This window comes from Soonwooa purpurea (assembly GCF_053891095.1).
Genome location: NZ_JBSSMA010000004.1, coordinates 133,013 through 154,647, shown reverse-complemented (window position 1 = coordinate 154,647; position 21,635 = coordinate 133,013). Strand labels below are relative to the sequence as shown.

Annotated in this window: 23 protein-coding genes and 1 tRNA gene; 12 read left to right on the top strand and 12 right to left on the bottom strand. The window is 33.1% G+C overall.

The genetic code is table 11. The features are described from left to right. Positions 1-19: 19 nt before the first annotated feature. Complete coding sequence (locus ACVFVN_RS05390) at positions 20-460, top strand: M15 family metallopeptidase (protein ID WP_456234503.1); 441 nt, start codon at positions 20-22, stop codon at positions 458-460. A gap of 75 nt (positions 461-535) precedes the next feature. Here the strand turns inward: ACVFVN_RS05390 and ACVFVN_RS05385 are convergent, their stop codons facing one another. Next, positions 536-1,420 carry an HNH endonuclease gene (locus ACVFVN_RS05385; protein ID WP_456234502.1) on the bottom strand — a complete coding sequence of 295 codons (885 nt, stop codon included), beginning with the start codon at positions 1,418-1,420 and terminating at the stop codon, positions 536-538. 69 nt (positions 1,421-1,489) lie between these two features. Here ACVFVN_RS05385 and ACVFVN_RS05380 point away from each other — a divergent pair, with 69 nt between their 5' ends. Next, positions 1,490-1,624, top strand: a complete 135-nt coding sequence (locus ACVFVN_RS05380; RefSeq protein WP_456234501.1) for a ribbon-helix-helix domain-containing protein — start codon at positions 1,490-1,492, stop codon at positions 1,622-1,624. A 169-nt stretch (positions 1,625-1,793) separates the two neighbouring features. Here ACVFVN_RS05380 and ACVFVN_RS05375 read toward each other — a convergent pair. The 4 genes from ACVFVN_RS05375 to ACVFVN_RS05360 all read right to left on the bottom strand — a co-directional run bounded on the left by ACVFVN_RS05375 (position 1,794) and on the right by ACVFVN_RS05360 (position 7,580). Beyond that, positions 1,794-1,865 (bottom strand) — tRNA-Arg (locus tag ACVFVN_RS05375). A 15-nt stretch (positions 1,866-1,880) separates the two neighbouring features. Further along, positions 1,881-3,653 (bottom strand): TonB-dependent receptor, encoded by a 1,773-nt coding sequence (locus ACVFVN_RS05370; RefSeq protein ID WP_456234500.1) that lies wholly within the window; start codon positions 3,651-3,653, stop codon positions 1,881-1,883. A gap of 39 nt (positions 3,654-3,692) precedes the next feature. Further along, positions 3,693-4,577 carry a class A beta-lactamase, subclass A2 gene (gene bla / locus ACVFVN_RS05365; protein WP_456234499.1) on the bottom strand — a complete coding sequence of 295 codons (885 nt, stop codon included), beginning with the start codon at positions 4,575-4,577 and terminating at the stop codon, positions 3,693-3,695. A gap of 27 nt (positions 4,578-4,604) precedes the next feature. Next, positions 4,605-7,580 (bottom strand): tetratricopeptide repeat protein, encoded by a 2,976-nt coding sequence (locus tag ACVFVN_RS05360; RefSeq protein WP_456234498.1) that lies wholly within the window; start codon positions 7,578-7,580, stop codon positions 4,605-4,607. 398 nt (positions 7,581-7,978) lie between these two features. Here ACVFVN_RS05360 and ACVFVN_RS05355 point away from each other — a divergent pair, with 398 nt between their 5' ends. Continuing rightward, complete coding sequence (locus ACVFVN_RS05355) at positions 7,979-9,646, top strand: APC family permease (protein ID WP_456234497.1); 1,668 nt, start codon at positions 7,979-7,981, stop codon at positions 9,644-9,646. Between the two features lie 117 nt (positions 9,647-9,763). After that, positions 9,764-10,108, top strand: a complete 345-nt coding sequence (locus ACVFVN_RS05350) for a DUF4377 domain-containing protein (RefSeq protein WP_165130982.1) — start codon at positions 9,764-9,766, stop codon at positions 10,106-10,108. A gap of 34 nt (positions 10,109-10,142) precedes the next feature. Here the strand turns inward: ACVFVN_RS05350 and ACVFVN_RS05345 are convergent, their stop codons facing one another. The 5 genes from ACVFVN_RS05345 to ACVFVN_RS05325 form a co-directional block, all read right to left on the bottom strand. Continuing rightward, positions 10,143-10,676 (bottom strand): glutathione peroxidase, encoded by a 534-nt coding sequence (locus ACVFVN_RS05345; RefSeq protein ID WP_165130980.1) that lies wholly within the window; start codon positions 10,674-10,676, stop codon positions 10,143-10,145. 152 nt (positions 10,677-10,828) lie between these two features. Then, on the bottom strand, positions 10,829-12,343 hold the full coding sequence (gene purH / locus ACVFVN_RS05340; RefSeq protein WP_456234496.1) for a bifunctional phosphoribosylaminoimidazolecarboxamide formyltransferase/IMP cyclohydrolase: 1,515 nt from the start codon (positions 12,341-12,343) through the stop codon (positions 10,829-10,831). Between the two features lie 190 nt (positions 12,344-12,533). After that, on the bottom strand, positions 12,534-13,097 hold the full coding sequence (gene purN / locus ACVFVN_RS05335) for a phosphoribosylglycinamide formyltransferase (RefSeq protein ID WP_456234495.1): 564 nt from the start codon (positions 13,095-13,097) through the stop codon (positions 12,534-12,536). 45 nt (positions 13,098-13,142) lie between these two features. Then, the gene (purM, locus tag ACVFVN_RS05330; RefSeq protein ID WP_456234494.1) at positions 13,143-14,135 is read right to left on the bottom strand and encodes a phosphoribosylformylglycinamidine cyclo-ligase; all 993 of its coding nucleotides are present in this window, start codon (positions 14,133-14,135) and stop codon (positions 13,143-13,145) included. 383 nt (positions 14,136-14,518) lie between these two features. Continuing rightward, positions 14,519-15,070 carry an NAD(P)H-dependent oxidoreductase gene (locus ACVFVN_RS05325; RefSeq protein ID WP_456234493.1) on the bottom strand — a complete coding sequence of 184 codons (552 nt, stop codon included), beginning with the start codon at positions 15,068-15,070 and terminating at the stop codon, positions 14,519-14,521. 145 nt (positions 15,071-15,215) lie between these two features. Here ACVFVN_RS05325 and ACVFVN_RS05320 point away from each other — a divergent pair, with 145 nt between their 5' ends. From ACVFVN_RS05320 to ACVFVN_RS05285, 8 genes are all read left to right on the top strand, one after another. Then, a complete protein-coding gene (locus ACVFVN_RS05320) occupies positions 15,216-15,590 on the top strand; it encodes a RidA family protein (RefSeq protein ID WP_456234492.1) in 375 nt (124 codons plus the stop codon). A 286-nt stretch (positions 15,591-15,876) separates the two neighbouring features. Beyond that, positions 15,877-16,062, top strand: a complete 186-nt coding sequence (locus ACVFVN_RS05315; protein WP_456234491.1) for a cyclic-phosphate processing receiver domain-containing protein — start codon at positions 15,877-15,879, stop codon at positions 16,060-16,062. Positions 16,063-16,222: 160 nt separating this feature from the next. After that, positions 16,223-17,242, top strand: a complete 1,020-nt coding sequence (locus ACVFVN_RS05310) for a PDDEXK-like family protein (RefSeq protein ID WP_456234490.1) — start codon at positions 16,223-16,225, stop codon at positions 17,240-17,242. A gap of 89 nt (positions 17,243-17,331) precedes the next feature. Continuing rightward, positions 17,332-17,559, top strand: a complete 228-nt coding sequence (locus ACVFVN_RS05305) for a hypothetical protein (protein WP_456234489.1) — start codon at positions 17,332-17,334, stop codon at positions 17,557-17,559. A gap of 98 nt (positions 17,560-17,657) precedes the next feature. Next, positions 17,658-18,554, top strand: a complete 897-nt coding sequence (locus ACVFVN_RS05300; protein WP_456234488.1) for a hypothetical protein — start codon at positions 17,658-17,660, stop codon at positions 18,552-18,554. A gap of 18 nt (positions 18,555-18,572) precedes the next feature. Further along, a complete protein-coding gene (locus ACVFVN_RS05295) occupies positions 18,573-18,806 on the top strand; it encodes a hypothetical protein (protein WP_456234487.1) in 234 nt (77 codons plus the stop codon). A 118-nt stretch (positions 18,807-18,924) separates the two neighbouring features. Then, a complete protein-coding gene (locus ACVFVN_RS05290; protein WP_456234486.1) occupies positions 18,925-19,839 on the top strand; it encodes a helix-turn-helix transcriptional regulator in 915 nt (304 codons plus the stop codon). A gap of 2 nt (positions 19,840-19,841) precedes the next feature. Beyond that, entirely contained in the window at positions 19,842-20,405 is a 564-nt protein-coding gene (locus ACVFVN_RS05285; RefSeq protein WP_456234485.1) for a hypothetical protein, read from the top strand. Positions 20,406-20,417: 12 nt separating this feature from the next. On the opposite strand, the gene ACVFVN_RS05280 is transcribed toward ACVFVN_RS05285, so the two are convergent. After that, a complete protein-coding gene (locus tag ACVFVN_RS05280) occupies positions 20,418-20,768 on the bottom strand; it encodes a DUF2493 domain-containing protein (protein ID WP_456234484.1) in 351 nt (116 codons plus the stop codon). 414 nt (positions 20,769-21,182) lie between these two features. Beyond that, complete coding sequence (locus tag ACVFVN_RS05275; RefSeq protein ID WP_165130954.1) at positions 21,183-21,506, bottom strand: RNA recognition motif domain-containing protein; 324 nt, start codon at positions 21,504-21,506, stop codon at positions 21,183-21,185. Positions 21,507-21,635 lie beyond the last annotated feature (129 nt).

Below are 21,635 nucleotides of genomic sequence, written 5' to 3'. Positions count from 1 at the left end.
TACATTTAAAAATTAAGTTATGGCATATAAATTTGGAGAACGTAGTTTAAAAAATCTTGATGGCGTTCAAGAACCTTTGGTTAGTGTTTTAAAAAAAGCAATTACAAATAGTCCTGTTGATTTTACCGTAACAGAGGGGTTACGAAGCGATGCAAGACAAAAAGAACTTTACGCACAAGGTAGAACAAAACCTGGTCAGCGAGTTACGAATAGAGACGGTGTAAAATCTATTTCTAATCATCAAGATATGGCAGACGGTAAAAGAGATGGAAAAGGTAAAGCTGTGGATATTTATCCATTCTTTCTTGGTCAAGTACAAGTTAACCATAAAGACACTATAAAATGTTTAAAAGCTATTACAGACCATATTAAGAAAGTAGCGAAAGAATTAGGTGTTAATATCACTTGCGGAATCGACTGGAAAAATCCGTTCGACCCTCCACATATCGAATTAAAATAAGTCTTTATTATTAACCTTTATTAAAATGAGATTTCCTTATCTAATACCGTCCAGTCGTGAGATTGTGCGGTTTTTTTAACACTTGAATATTCGCACTATTTTTTGGTAAATGTATTCGGCATCATCTTTTTTTTTATAACAACCGAAAAACCTATCTCTATTGTTTATACTCATCCTTACACAATATCTATCATTTTTCATAGAGTAACCTTTATGTTTGTCTAATGGATAAATATCTGTAAGATTACTGATGTTATTATTGAGTTTGTTTCCATCTATATGACAAACAAAACGAGGTAAATATCCATTGATGTAATAGAATATGAATTTATGTGCTGCTACAGATAATGTTTTTTTATTTCTTGTTGTTTTGATAAAAACTATATTAGATTTTACTTGTTTACATTTTTTATGTAACCTTGAATAAACGTGACCATCTTTATAATAATAACCTTTATCAATAAGATATTTTATATTTTCAATTAGTTTGTTATCCGAAATATTATATTCCTCAATACAAAGTTCTCTTTTTACTTTAAAATAGTGCTTTAGAAATATAGCAATTCTATTATATGATTTTCTTTTGTTTTTAATGCTAATTTTAAGTTTAGGAGGATACTTTGCATTATAGTAATGCCTGCAATTATCTCCTATAGAAAGCCATTCTAAATTATCAATTCTATTATCCAATTTGTTAAAATTGATATGATTTACAGTATCGAGATTATCTGTATTAGGAATAAAAGCTGATGCTACGAGCCTATGAACTTGAACGGTAATATATCCGTTTTTTGCACCTCTTTGTCGAAGATTTATGTGATAATATCCGCTGCTTTTTGCAACTGATGGTTTTAAAACTCTTTTAGTTTTTATATTTCTTATTCGACCATAATTTGACGCTTCATAGTAGTCGTTGTAGCCATCAATTTTTTTCCATATTTCATTAATGTAATTTTCCATATCTTTGTATTTCAATTATATTATATCGTATTACAAATGTAATATATTACAATTAAATAATCAAATATTATGGGCAAAAAGGTAACTTCATTTAGACTTTCAGAAAAGCTTCTCGAACAATTAAAGCAACTTGCGGAAAAAGAAAATCGCTCTATGGCAAATATGATTGAGCAATTAATCAAAAAAGAATTTGAGAAAAAGTAATCTTCGGATGTCGTGTCCCCGCACGAGTTGAAGGCTTTTTTGTTAAACAACTTTATGTTTTATATGTAGCTAATAATGCGAGATTTAGCGAGAATCTCGCATTTGTTATTATATTGTACTCAAAAGTGTTATCACAAATACAAAACACCCCATAAATAGGGGTGTTTTGTAGCCGCAGAAGGATTCGAACCCTCACCGTCGGAGCCGAAATCCGAAGTTCTATCCATTAAACTATGCAGCCTTAGTTGTTGTGCAATTAAAAGGAAATTTTAACACCTCCCAAAATCTGAGCGCCCAATACTTTGTAGCCATAGAACGTTTGATATTTTGTATTGAGAAGATTATTTCCGAGCACAAAAATACTGAAATTTTTATGGATTTTGTACTCTGCAGACAAGTTAAGATCAACATATCCGCCAACTTTCTGATTATCATTTTCTTTGATATCGTAAGACGCTGGCATATTGGTTGTATTTTCGGAAATTTCAAAACTATTAGCCGTTCTGTCTGTTACCAAAATCCCTTTGAAACCGAGATTCAACTTCTTAGCCAACATCGAATATTTCGCACCAAAACTGGATTGCACCAAAGGTTTGTAATAAACTTCGTTAAGATGATCCAATTTGTATTTTGCAAAATGCAACTCACCATCTATCGCTAAATTTTCTAACGGAAAAACCTGCACACTTGCTTTAACCTCGCTAACGGTTCCGTTGTCATAGATTGCACCGAAAGTATTGGCAAAGTCATAAGCTTTACGATTGTTGGTCACTGTCGCGTCAATCACAGAATTATTTTGGAAAAACAAAATATCATTCTGTTTGCTAAATCCTGCGTGGATATCGTATTTCAGAGTCTGGTCAACATCACCTTTTATTCCTATATAAAAACGGTATTTGGTTTCCGTTGGTTTTAGATAAAGATCCGAAATCATATAAGGATTTTCGTCCAAAAGTTGGTTGTAAGAATTCAATTTTAGTCCACCTTCTACCCCGCCATAAAATTTGAAATCCTCTGTTGCAGCAATCTGTAATTCGGCTTTTGGAAACCAATAAAATTTGCTGTTTTTTTCTTGTTCTAAAATTAAACTTTGATGTTTTTGATTAAAAAATGAAAAGTCCGAACCAATGCTCAAATAAGAATTGCCTTTATAAAATGTCAATTTTGGGCCTAAATTAAAATTAAATAAATCGCTTTGATTTTTATCTAAAATTCCGAATTTCGTATTGACCGTTTCTAGACCAGCGCCCAAATCAGCGTTCATTTTAATATCGGTATAGATATCCAAATCGTGTTTAGAAAAATTAGCTAAAACCTCGGCATGTGTTTCTTTAGAATCAAAATAATCGCTGAGAATTGACGATTTCACACGAACATTGTTAAGATACTCATTCGAATAATGGTCATAGAATCCATTAATTTTAAAACGATTAACACGCTGTTCCAAATCGATTTTTGAATCTGGATTAAATGCATATATACCGTAATAGTTGTATTTATCCGATGCAAAATTAGCATCGATATTGAATTTACCTTGCTCTGTATAAGCATTCAGGAACATTCCTGCACTCAGATGCGTTTGTTTCGATGACCAGTCAAATTCTTTTTTTAGACCATTCGTAGAAAGATAATGGATATCTGCACCCACTTCCACGTGATCATTAACTTTTCCCGAAATATTAGCATCTGCTAAAAATTTAGCGTAGTTGCCATAACCGATTTGGAAATAATTATTTTGCTTGTCAAAATCAAATTTTGGTGAAATATCTTCCGCTTGTATTTCGGAGGTTTTGAAATCCGAAACTGGCGGAACGTCGGTAATATCGTATCTTACAACTTCGTTAGCTTTGGATTCGGGTGGGTAATTTTTTTCTTGCTGCACAGAAGTTTTCTTTTTTTCGATACGTTTGACTTCTGGCTCGCGCTTTCTATCCAACACCAATTTTTCTTCTTTGAGTTGCGCGTAAGAATATTGAGTGCCAAAACCACTCAAAAATGCAATAACTGCTATGTATTTTAATTTGTTCATTATCTATAATTAGATTGAAAAATCTTATTTAATCTTTATTTATTTTGAATAATACTCGAAACTTGCTTTTGCAATATCTGCTATAATTTTTTCGTTGGTCGCATCGTTTTCGTAAGAATCGCTCACAAAAACACTCACAATCAAATGCTCTTTATTGGGTAAAGTGATAACGCCAATATCGTTGGTTGCGGCAGTTTTCCCGTTTTCTGTGGCCGAACTTCCGGTCTTATGTGCAACGATGGTCCCGACTGGCAATTCTGCTTTTAGACGATTAAGCCCCGTATTGGTTTCTTCCAAAATTTTGATTATTTCTTTTTTGGAAACTTCTTTTAAAATAGGTTTTGTATAAAGTTTATTTAACAAATCGTTTGCAGAATTGGCATTCCAATAGTTTTGATATTGGAAGCTTGGTGTTTCGTGCATGATTCTTTCGTTTGAAACCATTTGGAAATCTTTAATCCCAATTTTGTCCATATATTTCTGTACAACTTCTGGACCTCCTATTCTATCCAGCAAAATATCGCATGTATTGTTATCGCTGTTTGCTACGACATATTTCAACATTTCGGGGAGGCTCAACTCACCACCATTAGGATGTGCATCACGCATTGGACTGTGCGTTACAGGCATCATTTCTGCTTTGGTAAATTTAATTTTTTGATCTATTTTAAATTTTCCTTTATCCACCAAATCCAAAACTGCCAAACCAATTGGAAGTTTGAAAACACTTTGCATTGGCAGATGGCGATGTCCATTTACACTCAAAGTATCTTGCTTTTCCAAATGCCAAACAGCCACACCAACGTTGGCCTTTTTATCTTTAAGAATAGTCTGTATTGATGTTTTAAGATCTTGTTGCGCAAAAGATTTAATTCCAAAACCACAAACAGCAACGGCAAAAACGATGTATTTTAATTTGTTCATTTTTTTCTAATTAAAGTTTTACAATCGCTATTTCTTAATTTTCGCTTTTACCTCTTTCGCTTCCGCCACAACATCGGGGAAATCAGCATAATTGGAAATAATCTGGTCACAAGTATATGAAGCTTGATAATTATCTTTGAGACCCACATAATTTTTGGCCATAATTACTAAGGCTTTTGCGCCCCAATATTCTTCTGATGCGTAATTATTAGCGAGTTTAAAAATCGTTTCGTTACTCGACTTAAAGGCTTTTCCTTTATTTTGGTAAAAAGCTTTTGCATATAAGGCTTCGGCCGCCACTTCCGGATTTGATGATTTTTCTAAACCAGAAAAAGCCGTTTGTGCTTCTTTATCTTTGCCATTTTGCATCGCACTTCTCGCCTTCACAATTTTAGCTTGTTCGATAACTGCGACCGAGTTTTTGGTATTCTTCAACACAGCATCTGCATATTGTTCCGCTTTCGAAAAATCTTTTTTATCAGCAAAAATCTTCATCAATTCTAAAGAAGCAAAGTTTTTGATATTAACATCCGCCGAAGTAGCAACAGCTTCCAAATAAGCTTGCGCTTCAGCCGATTTGCCTTGATTGATATAAATCTGCGCCAATCTCACCTGTGCATCTTGCTGATAATCGTTTTGGAAATCTGCAACATTTTGTAGAATTAATAAGGCTTTACTAAGATTTTTGGTTTGATAATAACTTTCGCCTAACTCATATTGCGCTTGGTAAAAACTAGAACCCGAAGGATCGTTTGCTAAATATTTTTCGTAATAAACAATCGCTTTAGTAAAATCTTTTTTTGCATAACTTTCTTGTGCTAAAGAAAGATTAAGCTGGTCTTTTTCGGAGCTCGAAATGTTAACGCCCAAACTTTTTGCAAAGCTTTCATAACCCGAAATATCGCCTTTTTTAACAAAAGCAGGTCGAGAAGCCGCAACTATTTTATCAGCGTATGCCGAGTTTTTGTATTGAGTTCCGAGTTGTTTTAGTTCCGATAAAGCTTTATCAATTTGGTTTTGATCAATAAAATTCTGTGCACGATAGATTTGTGCATTAGCAACTAAGTCTTTATCCGAACTTGTTTTGATAACTTGATCAAAATAATTATTAGAATTGCTGTAATCATCGTTGGCAGCGTAGGCCGTTCCGATTTCGTATTGTGCATCGTCTTTATATTCGCTGTTAGAATATGACGAAATCAACTTTTTAAGCTCATTAATTTTTGAAACTGTATCGCCTTTGAAACCTAAAGCCATAGCCTTTTGGAACAGCACATAATCTGCGGCACCTTCGGTTTTATTATAAATGTCGATAGCCTCGTTAAGCTTGTTATCCGCATAATAGGTATCGGCCAAACGAAGCTCCGCATCCGCTTTGAACTCGGGTCTTGGGAATCTCAAATATTCTTTAAAATGCTCTTGCGCCGATTCAAAGTTTTTATTTTTAAAATAAGCATAACCCAAATCATAATCCAATTGTTCACGTTCTGGGAAATTTTCAGAAGTTTCGTTTTCTAGTTTTAAATAAGCAATAATCGCCGAACGGTAATCCCCTTTTTGATAGTAAGTTTGTCCTAACCAATATTGTGCTTTTTTAGAAAAATCTTTGTTAAGATTATATTGCAGACTTTGTTTAAAATATTGTTCGGCAGCGTCGTAATTACCTTTATTAAATTCTTCACTTCCCAAAAGATAGGCTACCTCTTGCTCTATTTTTTTAGTTTCGGGCGTTTTGTTATCAATCTTTTTTAAAGCATTCAAAGTTTCTTGATAATTACCAGAATACAAATAAGATTTCACCAAAAGGGATTTCATTTCTGAGACTTTCGGCGATTTTGGATATTTATCGATATAGCGTTGTAGAACTTTTGGCGCCGTTTCGAATGGATTTCCAATATCGTAACTCAACTTTGCATATTGCTCCATCGCCAATTGTTGAAGTTTGGCATCGTAATTCATTTCTGCCGCGTTACGATAAGCCGAAAGTGCTTCTTGCTTTTTGTTGGTTTGCAAATAAGCATTCCCTAATTGATAATAAGCATTTTGCGCCAAAGGCGAATTACTGTTAATCAACTGATTATAATAATAAACCGCTTCGTCCGCTTTGCCAGCTTTTGCTGCTACAAATCCCATTTCGTACAAATCACTTTCTGTAGGATTTCCTGCTTGATCCAGGTATTTTTTAAGATAAGGATAAGCCGATTGGTAATCGCCTTTCATAAAATAACTTTCACCGATAATTTTCTGAATTTCGGTTTCGTAATTGGATGATGTTCCCGAAGCTAAAAGATCTTGCGCTTCAGAAATCGCTTTATCATAATCTTTATTATTAAAATACATCTGGACATAATATGGACGTACCATGGTCGCATATTGTTCATTATATTTTACCTGATCAAAATAGGAAAATGCTTTGTCCGTCTGATGATCTGCATAATACAAATGTCCCAACATATAAGAAATCCCAGCTTTATCGTTTTCATTACTTGCATTTTTGCTAGCTTCTTCCAAAGCCTCAATAGCGCCAGAAGAATCGCCCGTCATGAATTTGGCATAACCCAATTTCATAATATATTGCGTATTTTCTTCTTGACTTAGCTGATATTGATTAATCTTTTGCAAAGTCTCCAAAGCTTTAGGGAAATCTTTTTTAGCCAAATAATAATCCGCCAAAGGTCCATTGGCTTGCGCAAAGTATGATGAATTTGGATATTCTTTCATGAATGCTTCAAAACCTTCCTCCGAATGATTTTGTTGCAATATCATAGAAATGACTTGATTAAAAAATAAAGCCGCCTCTTTTTTGGACTGCGATAAAGTTTGGTTGTAAAAATACTGTCTAGCAAATTCGTATTGCGAAGCTGCGTAAATCTTGGATTGATAAAGGTTTTCGGCCAGATTGTAGCGGTAAGCTTCTTTATCGTTAAAGTATTTTGATTGTTGTCCTTGTGACAGTCCATAAATGGAAAGTAAGGATGCTAAGATTATTTTTTTTGAATTCATCTAAGTCTAAAAACTTTATATCTAAAACTTAAGTTATAGTAAAGGAACGAAAATAGGCAAAACTTATTATCTAAGCAACTTACAAAAGGATTTTATAATTTAATTTTTTTTAAAAAAAACAAGTTTAAAAAATTAAAAATTTCTTAATAAAGCGAATTCAAAAATCCATATTTGATAGAAATAAAAGCTTCATCCAATAAATTTCATTTCACAAGTTAAATTCTCTGTTTAACAATATTATAAAGATTTTTTAATTAAAAAACAAAAGAATTATAGAGAAATATCCGAATCTTATGAAAAAATAAACTTTAACAAAGTTTAAGTTTATTAACACAAATCTAACAGCCTATCAAAAAATCGTTACATTTGCTTTTATTTTCAAAATTTAAGCATCTTTAATGAACTCACTTTTTAGAAGGAAACAATATTCAAGCGATCTCAACGAAGGACAGCTGAATCGCGTTTTGGGGACTTGGGACATTGTATTTTTTGGTATTGCCGCAATTATAGGAGCAGGAAGTTTTAGCAGCTTGGGTGAAGCCATTTTTCGGGGCGGTCCAGGTGTTATTGTTTTGTACCTTATTTGTGGATTTGCCTGTGCCTTCACCGCAATTTGTTATGCCGAATTTGCCAGTAGAATTCCAACTGCAGGAAGTGCGTACACCTATGCTTATGCAAGTTTTGGAGAATTAATTGCTTGGGTTATTGGTTGGGCTTTGATTATGGAATATAGCTTTGGTAACATCTATGTCGCCTTTTCTTGGTCAGATTATTTCACCAGTTTTATGAGCCGAATCGGCATCCATATCCCTGATTATCTGACATGTAGCTATACTGAAGCAAAAAAAGCGGTTTTAAATAATTCTACCAATAAAGAACTTCTTAACGCTTGGAGCTCTGCACCAACCATTGGAAATTTGCGTTTTATAGTAGATATTCCCGCTTTGGCAATTAACGGAATTATCACTTGGCTTTGTTATCAAGGAATTAAAGAAAGTAAAAACTTCAATAACTTTTTTGTAATATTAAAGCTGTTTGTAATTCTTTTGGTGATTGCCGTTGGCGTTGGTTATGTCAATACAGGTAACTGGTTCCCAAGCAATCATGAAGGAATACCGAGTCTAATGCCCAACGGTTTTTCTGGTGTTATGACAGCGGTAAGTGGCGTTTTTTTCGCATACATCGGATTTGATGCCTTAAGTGTTTTATCCGAAGAAACTAAAAATCCACAACGTGATTTACCCCGCGGAATGATGATTTCGTTAGGAATTTGTACGGCGATATATATTGTTTTAACATTGGTGCTTACAGGCTTGGTAGATTACAGAAAATTCGACGGGGTTGGCGATCCATTGGCTTTCGTCTTTCAAAAAGAAAATCTTAATATTCCTTGGATGGAGTTTGTCGTTGCACTTATTGCAATTGTAGCGATTACAACTGTACTTTTGGTATTCCAAATGGGACAGCCGAGAATATGGATGGCCATGAGCCGTGATGGTCTTATTCCAAAGAAATTTCAAGAAGTACACAGTAAAAACAAAGTCCCTTCATTCGCAACAATTATCACAGGAATTGTGGTGGGAATCCCGATTTTTTTCACCGATAAATCTTTCATTTTGGATTTTACAAGTATTGGGACAATTTTCGCATTTGTATTGGTTTGTGGGGGTGTTCTGATGCTTCCCAAAAAGGAAAAAATTAAAGGTCGTTTTCACATGCCTTATATCAATGCTAAATTTATATTTCCCTTATTTTTCTTAGGAGGCTTAGTATTTTTCTACTTTTGGCAACCCGAATTTTTCCACAACTTACTTAATTGGAGCGATCCAGTAGAAGGCGAATTCCGATTATCTGTGACTGTATTTTTATTGATTAATTTTGGTTTAGTCGTTTTAGCATTCATCAAAAATTTATCATTAATTCCGTTGGTTGGATTAAGTTCTTGTCTTTATTTATTAACTGGAATGACGCATAACAACTGGTTTTGGTTCGGCGTATGGTTCGCTATTGGCCTTGTAATTTACTTCGCTTACGGAAGAAAACATAGCAAACTTAATAGAGCTTAAAAAGCATTCAAAAAAACACTAAGAGTCGGATACTTGAAAAGAGTTCCGACTTTTTTATTTGAACTAAAAATTTGATGGCATAATAATTGAAAACTTCGAAACATTAAATCTAAAAGTATGAAATCAGCTATTAAAATCTTTTTTCTAGGTATTTTCCTATTTGTTTTGGCACAATGTAGCGTACAAACTTCGGAGAACACAAGTATTAAAACACTTTTCGTAAGTGCAGAACAGAAAGATTGCTCGAATGGCGCTGGAACTCAAAAATGCATGTTGGTTCGTGAAAAACCAACCGAACAATGGTCTTATTTTTATAGTAACATCGATGGTTTTAATTATGAACCTGGCTACGATTATGTATTGACAGTTTCTACAGCCAAAATCGCCAATCCGCCAGCGGACGCTAGTTCTATCAAATATACTTTGATAAAACAAATTTCTAAAACCAAACGAGAACAATAAAAAAGAAAAGAGCCTCAATTATGAGGTTCTTTTTTTATTCTAAATACTTAGTTATTTTATCGCTTGTTGGCTTGGTAGTACTCACAAAACTGTCGATAACTTCACCATTTTCATTCAGTAGAATTTTGGTGAAATTCCAAAGAATTGAAATATTCATTACGCCGTTTTCATCTTTATCGGTTAAGAATTTATAAATCGGAGCAATGTCATTTCCTTTCACCGAAATTTTTGCAGCCATAGGAAAACTCACACCATAATTTTTTTGACAAAAGGTGGAGATTTCTTGATTGGTTCCAGGCTCTTGACTTCCAAAATTATTCGCGGGAAAGCCTACTACAACCAGTTTATCTTTATACTTTTCATACAATTCTTCAAGCTGAGCATATTGTGGCGTAAAACCACATTCTGACGCCGTATTAACTATCAAAATCTTCTTTCCTTCAAATTTCGCAAAATCGATGGTGCTACCATCTAATGCTTCAACTTTATAGCTGTGAATGGACTTTGCTTGTGACGTTCCTTTGGAACAACTGAATAAACCAAATAACATAATTAATAGATATTTCATAATGATAAATATACTTCTTTTAAACGCATGGATTTAAAAAAAATGAAATAATTGAACAATTAAGACCTATTACCTATCCTACTCTACATTATAAAAGTCGCGCCCGAAGCAAAGCTTCGGGCGCGACTACTAACTATTACTTAATCAATTCATTAATGTAGGAAATGTCTCATTCCTGTGAACATCATTGGAATTTTATGCTCATTAGCCGCGTCGATACTTTCTTGATCTTTCACGCTTCCTCCTGGTTGAATAATCGCTGTAATGCCTTCCTGTGCACAAAAATCGACAACATCACGGAAAGGGAAAAATGCATCAGAAGCTAAAACCAAATCACCAGAGAATTTTTCTTTTGCTCTTTCTATTGCTTGTTGTGTCGCCCAAATTCTATTAACTTGACCACCACCAATTCCAAAAGCCTGAATGCCATTCGACACCACAATTGCATTGGATTTCACATATTTAACAACACGTTGAGAGAACAATAAAGCTTTCTTTTGCTCTTCGCTTGGTTGAACTTCTGTAACAACTTGAATATCTTCTGAAAACTGATTGTCATTATCTTGAACCAAAATACCTCCATCTACTTTCACCCAAGTTTGCTTATCTGAAACCGAATTTTTTATTTGAATAATTCTTAAATTCTTTTTCTTTCTTAAAACCTCTAAAGCCTCTTGTGTGAAATCTGGAGCCATAACAATTTCTAAGAACGTTTTATTCAATTCTTCAGCTGTTGCAACATCGATGGTATAATTCATTGCTACAATTCCACCAAAGATAGAAACTGGATCGCACTCGAAAGTTTTTTGATAGGTTTCTAAAGCGGACGTTCCAATGGCAACACCACACGGCGTCGAATGTTTTACAGCGCAACAAGCCATTTCTTCTTTAAACTCGTTAACCACTTTCCAACACAAATCCATATCTCTCAAATTATTGAAAGACAATTCCTTACCACCTAACTGTTCAAAATCCTTCATGGCGCCATTCTCAACTGTTGATACGTAATAAGCCGCAGATTGATGTGGATTTTCACCATAACGCAAGTCAGCAACTTTTTTGTAGGAAGCATTCAAATATTGCGGATAATCTTCGTTCAATAACATTTTTGCAATAGCAGCGTCATAAGCCGCAGTAAGGTTGAAAACTTTGCCAGCTAATGTTTTTCTTGTTTCTAAACTGGTGTCACCCAAGCTTTCCATTTCTTGTTTTACCAAGTCATAATCTTCCACATTGGTGATTACTGCTACAGATTTGAAATTTTTAGCTGCAGAACGCAACATAGAAGGTCCACCAATATCGATAAACTCAACCTTCTCGTCTAATGAAATATCTTTGTTAGCGTTTTCGAAAAATGGATAAAGATTAACGATTACCATGTCAATCAGCGCAATTTCATGTGCTTTCACAGTATCCATGTGTTCTTGGTTATCACGAACCGCTAAAAGACCGCCATGCACTTTTGGATGTAAAGTTTTAACACGACCATCCAACATTTCAGGGAAATTGGTCACTTCATCAATTTGGATTGGGTTAAGCCCCGCATCTTTAAGATGTTTAAAAGTTCCTCCTGTAGAAATTAATTCCCAGTCATTTTGTTCCAAAAATTTTGCAAAATCCTGCAAGCCACTTTTGTCTGAAACACTAATTAATGCTCTTTTTTTCATTTCAATTTTACTTTTTACAGTTATCTCAAAACTGCAGTTTTACCGGTTCTTTCACCTCCGGATTTTATTTTTTACTGATTTATTTATAAGTTTAAATAACTTAAAGTTTTAATTCAATTAAACCATTCTTTAACATTTGACAAACAGACAATTAAATCATTTAATTAAATTTAGGTTTAATATTTAAAATTTAATTATTAAGTACTTTATCAATTGCTTTTGGAAAAATTTCATATTCAATATGATGAATTTTTTGAGCTAAAGTTACTGCTGTATCATCGGAATTAATATCTACTTTTCCTTGCAAAATAATTCCACCTTCATCAATCTGAGAAGTCACAAAATGTACAGTCGCACCACTCTCTTTTTCTTGAGCTTGTATAACAGCATCGTGAACATGATGTCCCCACATCCCTTTTCCTCCAAATTTTGGCAATAAAGACGGATGAATATTAATAATTTTATTATCCCATTTTTGACAGAACTCAGGTTTTAGTATTGATAAAAATCCGGCCAATACAATTAAATCTGTGTTTGCAGGGATTATCTTTTCCAACTCATCTGAAAATGCTTTCCCTCTCGGAATTAAAACATTGTCAATATGATGTTTTGAAGCCCTTTCAAGACCATAACACTCACGATCTGCGATTACCAAGCTGACTTTAGCATTTCGGATTTCTCCTGTCTCTGTACAATCGATAATTCTTTGCAAATTGGTGCCTGACCCGGAAACTAAAACAACTATATTTTTCATATTAAGTTAACTTGAAAATATTGTAATTTAATCTTGGTTTAATTATCAAATTTTCAAATCAATTTTTTCATTAGATTCAGTTATTTCACCAATTTCATAAGCATCATCAATTAATTCTAATACCTTATGCGCATGATTGGCATTCACCACAACAATCATCCCTACTCCCATATTGAAAGTCCCGAACATCTCTTCGCGGGTAATATTTCCGCGTTTTTCCAACTCCAACATTACATTTGGAATTTGGATTTTAGAAGCGTCAATCGTTGCACAAAGTCCATCGGCAATAATCCTTGGAACATTTTCGTATAATCCGCCGCCTGTAATATGCGCAATCCCATTGAGTGGCATTTCGTTCAGTAACTTTTGTATATCTTGATAATATAATTTTGTAGGAACTAAAAGTGTTTCATACAAAGGTTTTCCATCAAATTCTTCTTCAAAATTTGGGAACACTTTTCTCACCAATGAAAAGCCGTTGGAATGGAAGCCCGAACTTGGCAATGCAATAATCTTGTCACCAACTTTAATTTTTGTACCATCGATAATTTCGTCTTTTTCAACAATGCCAACGCAGAATCCTGCTACATCGTAATCACCGGGCTGATACATTCCTGGCATTTCTGCCGTTTCGCCACCAATTAATGCACATTCGTTGTCTTTACAAGCTTTTACCATGCCTAAAACGATTTCTGCTGCGATGTCAGAATCTAGCTTTCCACAAGCGAGATAATCTAAGAAAAACAAAGGTTTTGCACCATGACATAGAATATCGTTGGCACACATTGCAAAACAATCAACTCCGATAGAATCGTATTGTTTTGTATCCAAAGCTACTTTTAATTTTGTCCCAACACCATCTGTCCCAGATACCAAAACAGGGTTTTTATAGTTTCCTATTTCGTAGAAAGCGCCGAAGCTTCCCAAATTGTTAAGGACATTTTTGTTATGTGTTTCTGCAACGGCAGATTTAATTTTGTCAATGGTTTTGTAACCTTCTTCTTTGTCTACGCCTGCAGACTTGTAGGTGTTGCTCATGATTTCTTTACTTTTTAAGGTTTTTTGGAATCCTAAAGACGTAAAATAGATTAGGTTTCACGCCTTTAGATCCAGATCGAAATCCGACAATGTCGTACTTCCTTTTCACTTTTCATTTTTTGTTTGTAATGACTTACAAACGCTTTCAGATTTATTTCAAACTTGTATTGTTTGCATATTTGCGGTTGTCCAAAAAAGGACAATAAAAAAGCCGACAATCTTTCAGATCGTCGGCCGTTATTTTAGTTCAGTATTTCAGAGCTCACAATTTTCCCTTTGTTGGAATCGTAATGTTGCTTCATGAAATTGGTCTGAATATTCACTTTCGTTCTTTTTGACAAAATTAAAACTTTTTATATAAATATCCTAACTAAATTTTAATTCTATTTTGAAAGGATACTTTCTAACTTTTCAATTTTCACTATTTTTTCTTGTAATTCATTGATTTTATCAGCATTAATCAATCCTTCTGTTTTGCTCAAATTGTCATTATAAAACGGAACAGAGAAAGTTTCGATAATATTACCGCCATGTAAAGGGAATCTTTTATTCGCTGCTTCCAACACGCCTGCACCACCACGTGCACCTGGCGAAGTCGCCATTAACAACATGGGCACTTCTGCCCAAACTGTCCTGTCTTTAATTCTGGAAACCCAATCGAAAACGTTTTTAAATGCTGTTGTATAAGTCCCGTTATGTTCTGGAAGAGATAACAAAATGACATCTGCTGTATCCACTTTGTCAGCAAAATGTTGTGCTTCTACAGGAATTCCAGAGTTAACTTCCACTTCGTGACGGTAAATTGGCATTTCAAAATCGGCCATGTCCACAAAATCAATGTCGTTTTCTCCACCAAATTGTTTTGCGGCATATTTTACCAAAATACTGTTCATTGAGTTACTGGCATTACTTCCAGAGATTGCTAATATTTTCATGTATCTATTTATTTTCAAAATTAATTTTGCAAAGATAAAGGACTTTTAGAAGTTTTGCATTGATGTATCGTAAGATTTTCAAATTTTAAATCTTGTTTGTTATTAAAAGAAAGTTTATTTTCGGCTCAATAAAAATTTAAAGGATATGAAAATTTTAGAAAGCGCTACACTTCCTACTCCTGCGGGACATTTTTCTCCTGCTATAGAACACAATGGCGTATTATACTTGTCTGGACAACTTCCAAAACACCCTGAAACCAAAGAAGTTCCTGATGGCATAAAAGCACAAACACAACTGGCACTTGAAAACGTAGAAAACGTTCTAAAGGCTTTCGGACAGGATAAAACCTCGGTTATCCGTATGGTGGTATATATTACGGATATTGCCTATTGGGCAGATGTTAACCACGTTTATTCAGAGTTTTTTGGCGATCACAAACCCGTGCGATGTATTATCCCAATTGGTCCTCTTAATAGCGGTTGTCTTATAGAAATCGAATGTACAGCGGCGCGAATTTAAAAATGAATGTATAGTGGTTATAAACATGGTCGGATTTTTTCCGGCCATATTCATTTATGTTTGTTCGTAATTCTTAATAATTTTTTATTTTTTTTTAAGATTCTATATGCATACATAAAATAAGTAAAAACAATGAATCATAAAAAACTACATAGAAGTGATTTATAGACAAAAAATATATTCGAGCTAGTGCTTTGTTCGATTAAGCAGAACGGGCTTTATAAATGCATAAGAAATAATTCATTAGAAATTAACCGACCTGTTTTGGCGTTTTGCTTATTTACATTTGCTGTATCAAAAAAACAAACTTCCAAATTTCATATCTTTCGATCACGATTTGGGAGAAGAGAAAACAGGTTTTGATTGTGGTAAATTTTTGGTGGGGTTTTGTTTTGATTATCAATTGAAATTGCTTGATTATACTGTACATAGTCAAAATCCTGTGGGTAAGGAGAATATTGAGGTTGTTTAAAAATTTTGAAATATTTAGGGAAATATAAACTTAAACAATAATTTTACAAAAAAATAATATGGAAAATCAAGTTAGTAATATTCTAAATAAATCCTCTAAAATTGTCGGAAAGTATCAAAACAATAGAAGAGACAGTGGAGAGCTTTTTAACCTCTAGACGTTGCTTGGTATTGAGCATCGCGAAGATGAAACCCATTCGGTTTTACTCGCGGATTTATTATCTCCTGAAGGATCTCATGGTCAAAAAGGTTTATTTTTAAAACTATTTCTCGATAGCCTAAACATTGATTCTACTAATTTTGAATATGCCAAAGTTCACCGTGAATATTACATTGGCGAAATTGACGAACATTATACCCAAGGCGGACGTATTGATATATTAATTGAGATTAATCATCAAAAAATACTGATTGAGAATAAGATCTATGCTAAAGATCAAGAAAATCAACTAGAACGTTATCATCAAGCATTTCCTAATGCTAAAATTCTATATTTAACCATTGATGGTAAAGATTATCAGAATAGAGTTGATTTTGATTATATGCCAATTAGCTATGAAATAGAAATCTCTAAATGGTTAGAGTCTATTTTAAATGAAATCTCAGGCAAACAATTCTTACAAAATTCGATTAAACAATATTACAATTTAGTTAAAAATATAAGTTTTACTGGTTATACACAAGAAATGGAAAAAGAAATAGCAACAGAAATCACATCAAGTCCAGAGAATCTTGATGCTGCATATCAAATATATAATAATTACGAGAGTGCCATAAAAAAACTAAGAAACAATCGATTAGCTTCTTTAGAAACTGAAATGAAAGAAAAGGGCTTTTATAAAACAGAAGACAACTCTGATAATGAATATTATTATATTACTGATAATTGGAAAAATCACAATATTTGTATTGGCATTGTATTCGAAAAAAATGATATTTATGTCGGCATATCCAAGCTTGATAACTCTTTATCAGTAAATCATGATCTTATAAAAAAAATTAATGATAGATTTCCAATAGAGCATCCTAGTGATTATTGGCCAACTTATAAATATCTTCCGATGTTCAAAAATTTCTATGCTCCAGAAACCGCTAAACTATTACAAGATGGGACATTTAACAAAGTCATTAGTGAAGCTTTTGAAGCGTACATCCTCTCTATTTCCGAGATTATAAATTAAAAAATTATTTTAAAAAGATTCTAAAAAGAGAATCTTTTTTATTTGGTCATAAATAGACTGAGTGGCAATCTAATTTTGACATAAAAATCATGTCACAAATTATAGAAATACAAGATAAAATTATTCGTATTGATAATGAAAGTCAAAATACGCTCCTGGTACGGAAGGCTCAAAAACAATGGACTATTCTTCTAGACAAAGATAAACTTCATGCTAAAATTTATTCTATTGCTGCCAACGATGTTTGGATTATTATCTACACATCCAAAGGTTTTTTTATGTCTAAAAATTTAGGCGAAAGCTGGGAAAAAGTCTAGATTCTATTCAATATTTAAAAGCAATTTTTTTAGAATATTCTCTTTAACCAAAGACATATTTTGACCAAGTTAAAATCAAAATTTGTAAAAAAAAGAAAATGAATCTGGAACATTTATCCTCAAAAGAAGAATTATTAGAGTTACAATTAAAACTTATACGTTTAGAAAAGAAAAAATCAAACTTTATTCGTGATCAAGATTATGAAAAATCGAGTAAAATCCAGGAGCAGATTATAGAAACTGAAGTTACTTTGCAAAATCAAATTCAAAAACATAGACGATTTTTGGATTCTCATTCGGTTCTAAATCATACAGATTTACTATGGACTGTTGCATCATTGGAAACGAATTATCAAAATTTAATTCTAGAAAATGAACTTTTAAAAAAGCATGATCATCTCAAAGAGTCCCAAACAATAAGTCTAAAAAACACTTCAAAAAACAAGAATAAAATTGAGATTACAAGGCAAAAAAATCAATTATTGCAACTTTTTATTCAAGGAGAATTACTTTTAAAACAATGGACGGAATACCATCATTTTCAGAAAGAAATGCTTTCAACTGATGAGTATTTGCAAATTGTTAAATTAAAACACCTAGCGCTTGGACTTTTTCCAGAACTAAATTCTGTATACTGTTTTTATGGTAATGCCCATGAAATCTATACACAAGTAAAACAAAAATTTGCTAATCGGGCCCAAATTTTTGATCCTATTTTGTACATTTTGGTTCAGTATGGATCCAAAAACGCCACGAAACTCCCCATTATCCAAGAAGAAAAAATAACAGATTTGTTAACATCAATATTTAAAAACAGTTCTCTTTATATTGATGAAAATACAAAAAAGTCCTTACCAACGATAAGACTTTTCTCTATCTTACGATTAAGCCAGATTTTACACCATTTAATATTATTGGTGCTTTTTAAAGAATTTAAAAACAAAAAAACTAATGGTCACGGTTTGGCTACTAAGCTTTATAATTTTGTCTTGTAAATTAAAAATCAAATCGATATGTCTACAATGATTAACAGAGGGAAAGAGCTTATTAGAATTTCTCCAAAAGACGCCAAAAAAATTGAATATTCTATTACAAGTGGAAGAAATTGGAATACGCGTTACAACGGATCATCTTCCGTAGGAGAATTTTCAGATTTATCAGATAACGGGAAAGAAATCTTAGGCATTACTTCAAAAGGCCTTTACTATTCGACGAACGAAGGGCGATCTTGGATAAAAAGAAGTTAAATCGAAATTGAAATCCTCATTTTTTGAGGATTTTTCTTTTAAAAAAAACAACACATATATATATTGGTCATATTTTGACCATTTGGTATATTAGCTTTGTCTCATAAAAATCAAGACAATGGCAAAAAAAGATCAATTATTACGTTTGATGAATGTTGTAACATATTTAAAAGGAAAATCGAAGGGCGCTTCTTTTGAAGAAATTTCAAAACATTTAGAAGAAAAAAACTATCAAGATTCTGAGGGCGTATTGGCTTTTAGTGAAAAAACCTTTCAAAGAGATCGCAAAATCATGCAAGAATTGCTGGGAATTGAAATTAAATTCAAACGCTCTACGATGACTTATCAAATTGTAAATGACATCGATGATTATCCCGAGCAAACGATTTTTGATAATTTGTTGCTGGTTAATGCTTATAAACAAGCGGCTAATTACGAGCAGATTATGCATTTTGAAAAACGACAGGCATCTGGTCTAGAACATCTTGAAGGTATTATTTATGCCATAAAAAACTCAAAAAATATCAGCTTCGACTACACAAAACATTGGGAAGGAATTCCTCGAAAAAAAGTGGTAGAACCTTACGCGGTAAAGGAATTCCGAAATCGTTGGTATCTTCTTGCGAATGAGCGCGATGGGAAAAATTTTCTTCTAAAAACCCTAGGTCTGGATCGGATTTCAAATTTTGAATTGTCAAATTCATCATTTAAAAGACAAGAAGTTGATATTGAAACTTTATTCGAAAACTCATTCGGAATTATATCTACTTTGCATGAAAAGCCGAGCATCATTACGTTGTCTTTCGAGCCGTGGCAAGGGATGTTTGTCAAGTCGCTTCCCATTCATCATTCTCAGAAAATTTTGCTTGATAATCAAGATGAACTTAAAGTGGAACTCACATTGGTTCCTACTTATGATTTCTACCAAGAATTATTAACACATGCCGAACGTATTTTGTCTATTGAACCAAAATTTGTTCGTGATGAATATGTAAGTTTTTTACAAAAAGGAATTGATAATTTAAAGAAATAAATATGAAACCTACTCTACTCTACATTCACGGTTTAGGTTCCGACAGAAATTCAAGAAAGTTTACTAATCTCAAAGATTATTTTCAAACTCAATTAGAATATGATTTTCTGGAATGGAACAATGATTCTGATGTAAAAAAATTAATTGAAGAAAAATTAAAAAAATATAAAAATCAAACCCAGCTTATCATTATCGGAGATTCTACGGGAGCTAATTTCGCTTATCAGCTTCGTGAGTTGCGCAATTCTGAAAATGATGTTTTGATTTTGACAAGTCCGCTTCTTGATATTGATAAACGCATTGCTAATTTCGATTTTCCAAGTTTTATAAAACCTCAATTGATAAAAATTGAAAGTCCTAAAAATGCGTTAATTATAGCTTCTAGAAGCGATGAAGTGCTGGATCAAACGGATTTGTTTGGAGATATCTGTGACGAAAATTTTGTTTCTCCACATGAAAATCTTGAAGTCGTGGAAATTGATGACTCTCACAGATTACTTCATTTTGCCGAATGGGCAATACCGGTAATCAGTGATTATATAAGAGAGAAAATAAAAGAGCAGTAAAAACTGCTCCTTTTAGTAAATAATAATGAAAAGTTGCTTCGCCAATTTTTTAGCTTTATTAATAGAATCCATCGTTCCACGGGATTTTCCATCCCAAAAAGCAAACACAACATCCGAGTGTTCAATAATTTGCGTATTACGCGCCAAAGCCGCACCACGACCAAATTTTTTATAATCAGGTCGATACACAATCATGTCAACTGCTAATTCTTGAGCATATTTTTCGGCCAAAGTATCGGTACCGGAAGCCCCACCCGAAACAATTGCTGTTAAAATACTTTGATTTTTAATATAAGCATCCAAGTTTTTTTTCAAAAGGTCATAATTATTAAAGTCGCGACCACCGACAATTCCAATATTCATAAGCTCGATTTTGAAGCAAAAATATTGGTGGGCATGGTCGAGTTGTGACCTATAAGAATTAAATTACTGAAGACCTTTTAATCATTTGCAAATTTTTGACAGTTATCGTCTTGTTTTATATTCCTGTAAACTTAAAGAATTTTTAAAATTAGATGCATACGTTTAAGAAAATCAGAGCACACCAATTAAAAATCAAACTAAAATCTAAATGTGTGCAATATTTGTCTGCCTCCCTATCCTATTTATTTCTTAAATAAAATTTATCAATTTTGGAATTTTTCACAAATATTATTTCGAATAAATTAATATGAAATCTTTAAAATTAAATAACTATGAATTTATAAAAACAAAAAAGCCGGAAGATTGTTCTTCCGACTACTAATGCTCAAAAGGAGCCTTTTTTTTAAAGATATCTTACCAACGGCCACCGCCACGGTTTCCTCCGTTACCGTAACCACCGCCTCTATTATTATCAAATGATCTTCTTGGTTTTTCTTCTCTAGGTCTAGCTTCGCTAACGTTCAAAGTTTTTCCATTAAAATCTTGTTGATTAAGTGCTTCGATAGCTTGCTTAGCTTCGTCGTCGTTTGGCATTTCAACGAAACCAAAGCCTTTTGATCTTCCTGTATCACGGTCCATAATAATCTTTGCAGAAGAAACTTCTCCGTGATTTTCGAATAATGATAACAACTGTTCTTCTTTAGTTGCGTAATTGATGTTTGAAACAAAAATGTTCATTGTATAAAAAAATTAAATTGGTAATAAAAATTTGTCGTTATAAGAGAAGACAAAATAGAATGAACATATTGAATTCGACTATAAAAACATGTGCAATTTACACTTTTTAATTTTAATTGTTTAGATTTA

Coding starts and splice junctions, on each gene's coding strand:
- ACVFVN_RS05390 (WP_456234503.1), top strand. CDS start 20: ATGGCATATAAATTTGGAGAACGTAGTTTAAAAAATCTTGATGGCGTT.
- ACVFVN_RS05385 (WP_456234502.1), bottom strand. CDS start 1,420: ATGGAAAATTACATTAATGAAATATGGAAAAAAATTGATGGCTACAAC.
- ACVFVN_RS05380 (WP_456234501.1), top strand. CDS start 1,490: ATGGGCAAAAAGGTAACTTCATTTAGACTTTCAGAAAAGCTTCTCGAA.
- ACVFVN_RS05370 (WP_456234500.1), bottom strand. CDS start 3,653: ATGAACAAATTAAAATACATAGCAGTTATTGCATTTTTGAGTGGTTTT.
- bla (WP_456234499.1), bottom strand. CDS start 4,577: ATGAACAAATTAAAATACATCGTTTTTGCCGTTGCTGTTTGTGGTTTT.
- ACVFVN_RS05360 (WP_456234498.1), bottom strand. CDS start 7,580: ATGAATTCAAAAAAAATAATCTTAGCATCCTTACTTTCCATTTATGGA.
- ACVFVN_RS05355 (WP_456234497.1), top strand. CDS start 7,979: ATGAACTCACTTTTTAGAAGGAAACAATATTCAAGCGATCTCAACGAA.
- ACVFVN_RS05350 (WP_165130982.1), top strand. CDS start 9,764: ATGAAATCAGCTATTAAAATCTTTTTTCTAGGTATTTTCCTATTTGTT.
- ACVFVN_RS05345 (WP_165130980.1), bottom strand. CDS start 10,676: ATGAAATATCTATTAATTATGTTATTTGGTTTATTCAGTTGTTCCAAA.
- purH (WP_456234496.1), bottom strand. CDS start 12,343: ATGAAAAAAAGAGCATTAATTAGTGTTTCAGACAAAAGTGGCTTGCAG.
- purN (WP_456234495.1), bottom strand. CDS start 13,097: ATGAAAAATATAGTTGTTTTAGTTTCCGGGTCAGGCACCAATTTGCAA.
- purM (WP_456234494.1), bottom strand. CDS start 14,135: ATGAGCAACACCTACAAGTCTGCAGGCGTAGACAAAGAAGAAGGTTAC.
- ACVFVN_RS05325 (WP_456234493.1), bottom strand. CDS start 15,070: ATGAAAATATTAGCAATCTCTGGAAGTAATGCCAGTAACTCAATGAAC.
- ACVFVN_RS05320 (WP_456234492.1), top strand. CDS start 15,216: ATGAAAATTTTAGAAAGCGCTACACTTCCTACTCCTGCGGGACATTTT.
- ACVFVN_RS05305 (WP_456234489.1), top strand. CDS start 17,332: ATGTCACAAATTATAGAAATACAAGATAAAATTATTCGTATTGATAAT.
- ACVFVN_RS05300 (WP_456234488.1), top strand. CDS start 17,658: ATGAATCTGGAACATTTATCCTCAAAAGAAGAATTATTAGAGTTACAA.
- ACVFVN_RS05295 (WP_456234487.1), top strand. CDS start 18,573: ATGTCTACAATGATTAACAGAGGGAAAGAGCTTATTAGAATTTCTCCA.
- ACVFVN_RS05290 (WP_456234486.1), top strand. CDS start 18,925: ATGGCAAAAAAAGATCAATTATTACGTTTGATGAATGTTGTAACATAT.
- ACVFVN_RS05285 (WP_456234485.1), top strand. CDS start 19,842: ATGAAACCTACTCTACTCTACATTCACGGTTTAGGTTCCGACAGAAAT.
- ACVFVN_RS05280 (WP_456234484.1), bottom strand. CDS start 20,768: ATGAATATTGGAATTGTCGGTGGTCGCGACTTTAATAATTATGACCTT.
- ACVFVN_RS05275 (WP_165130954.1), bottom strand. CDS start 21,506: ATGAACATTTTTGTTTCAAACATCAATTACGCAACTAAAGAAGAACAG.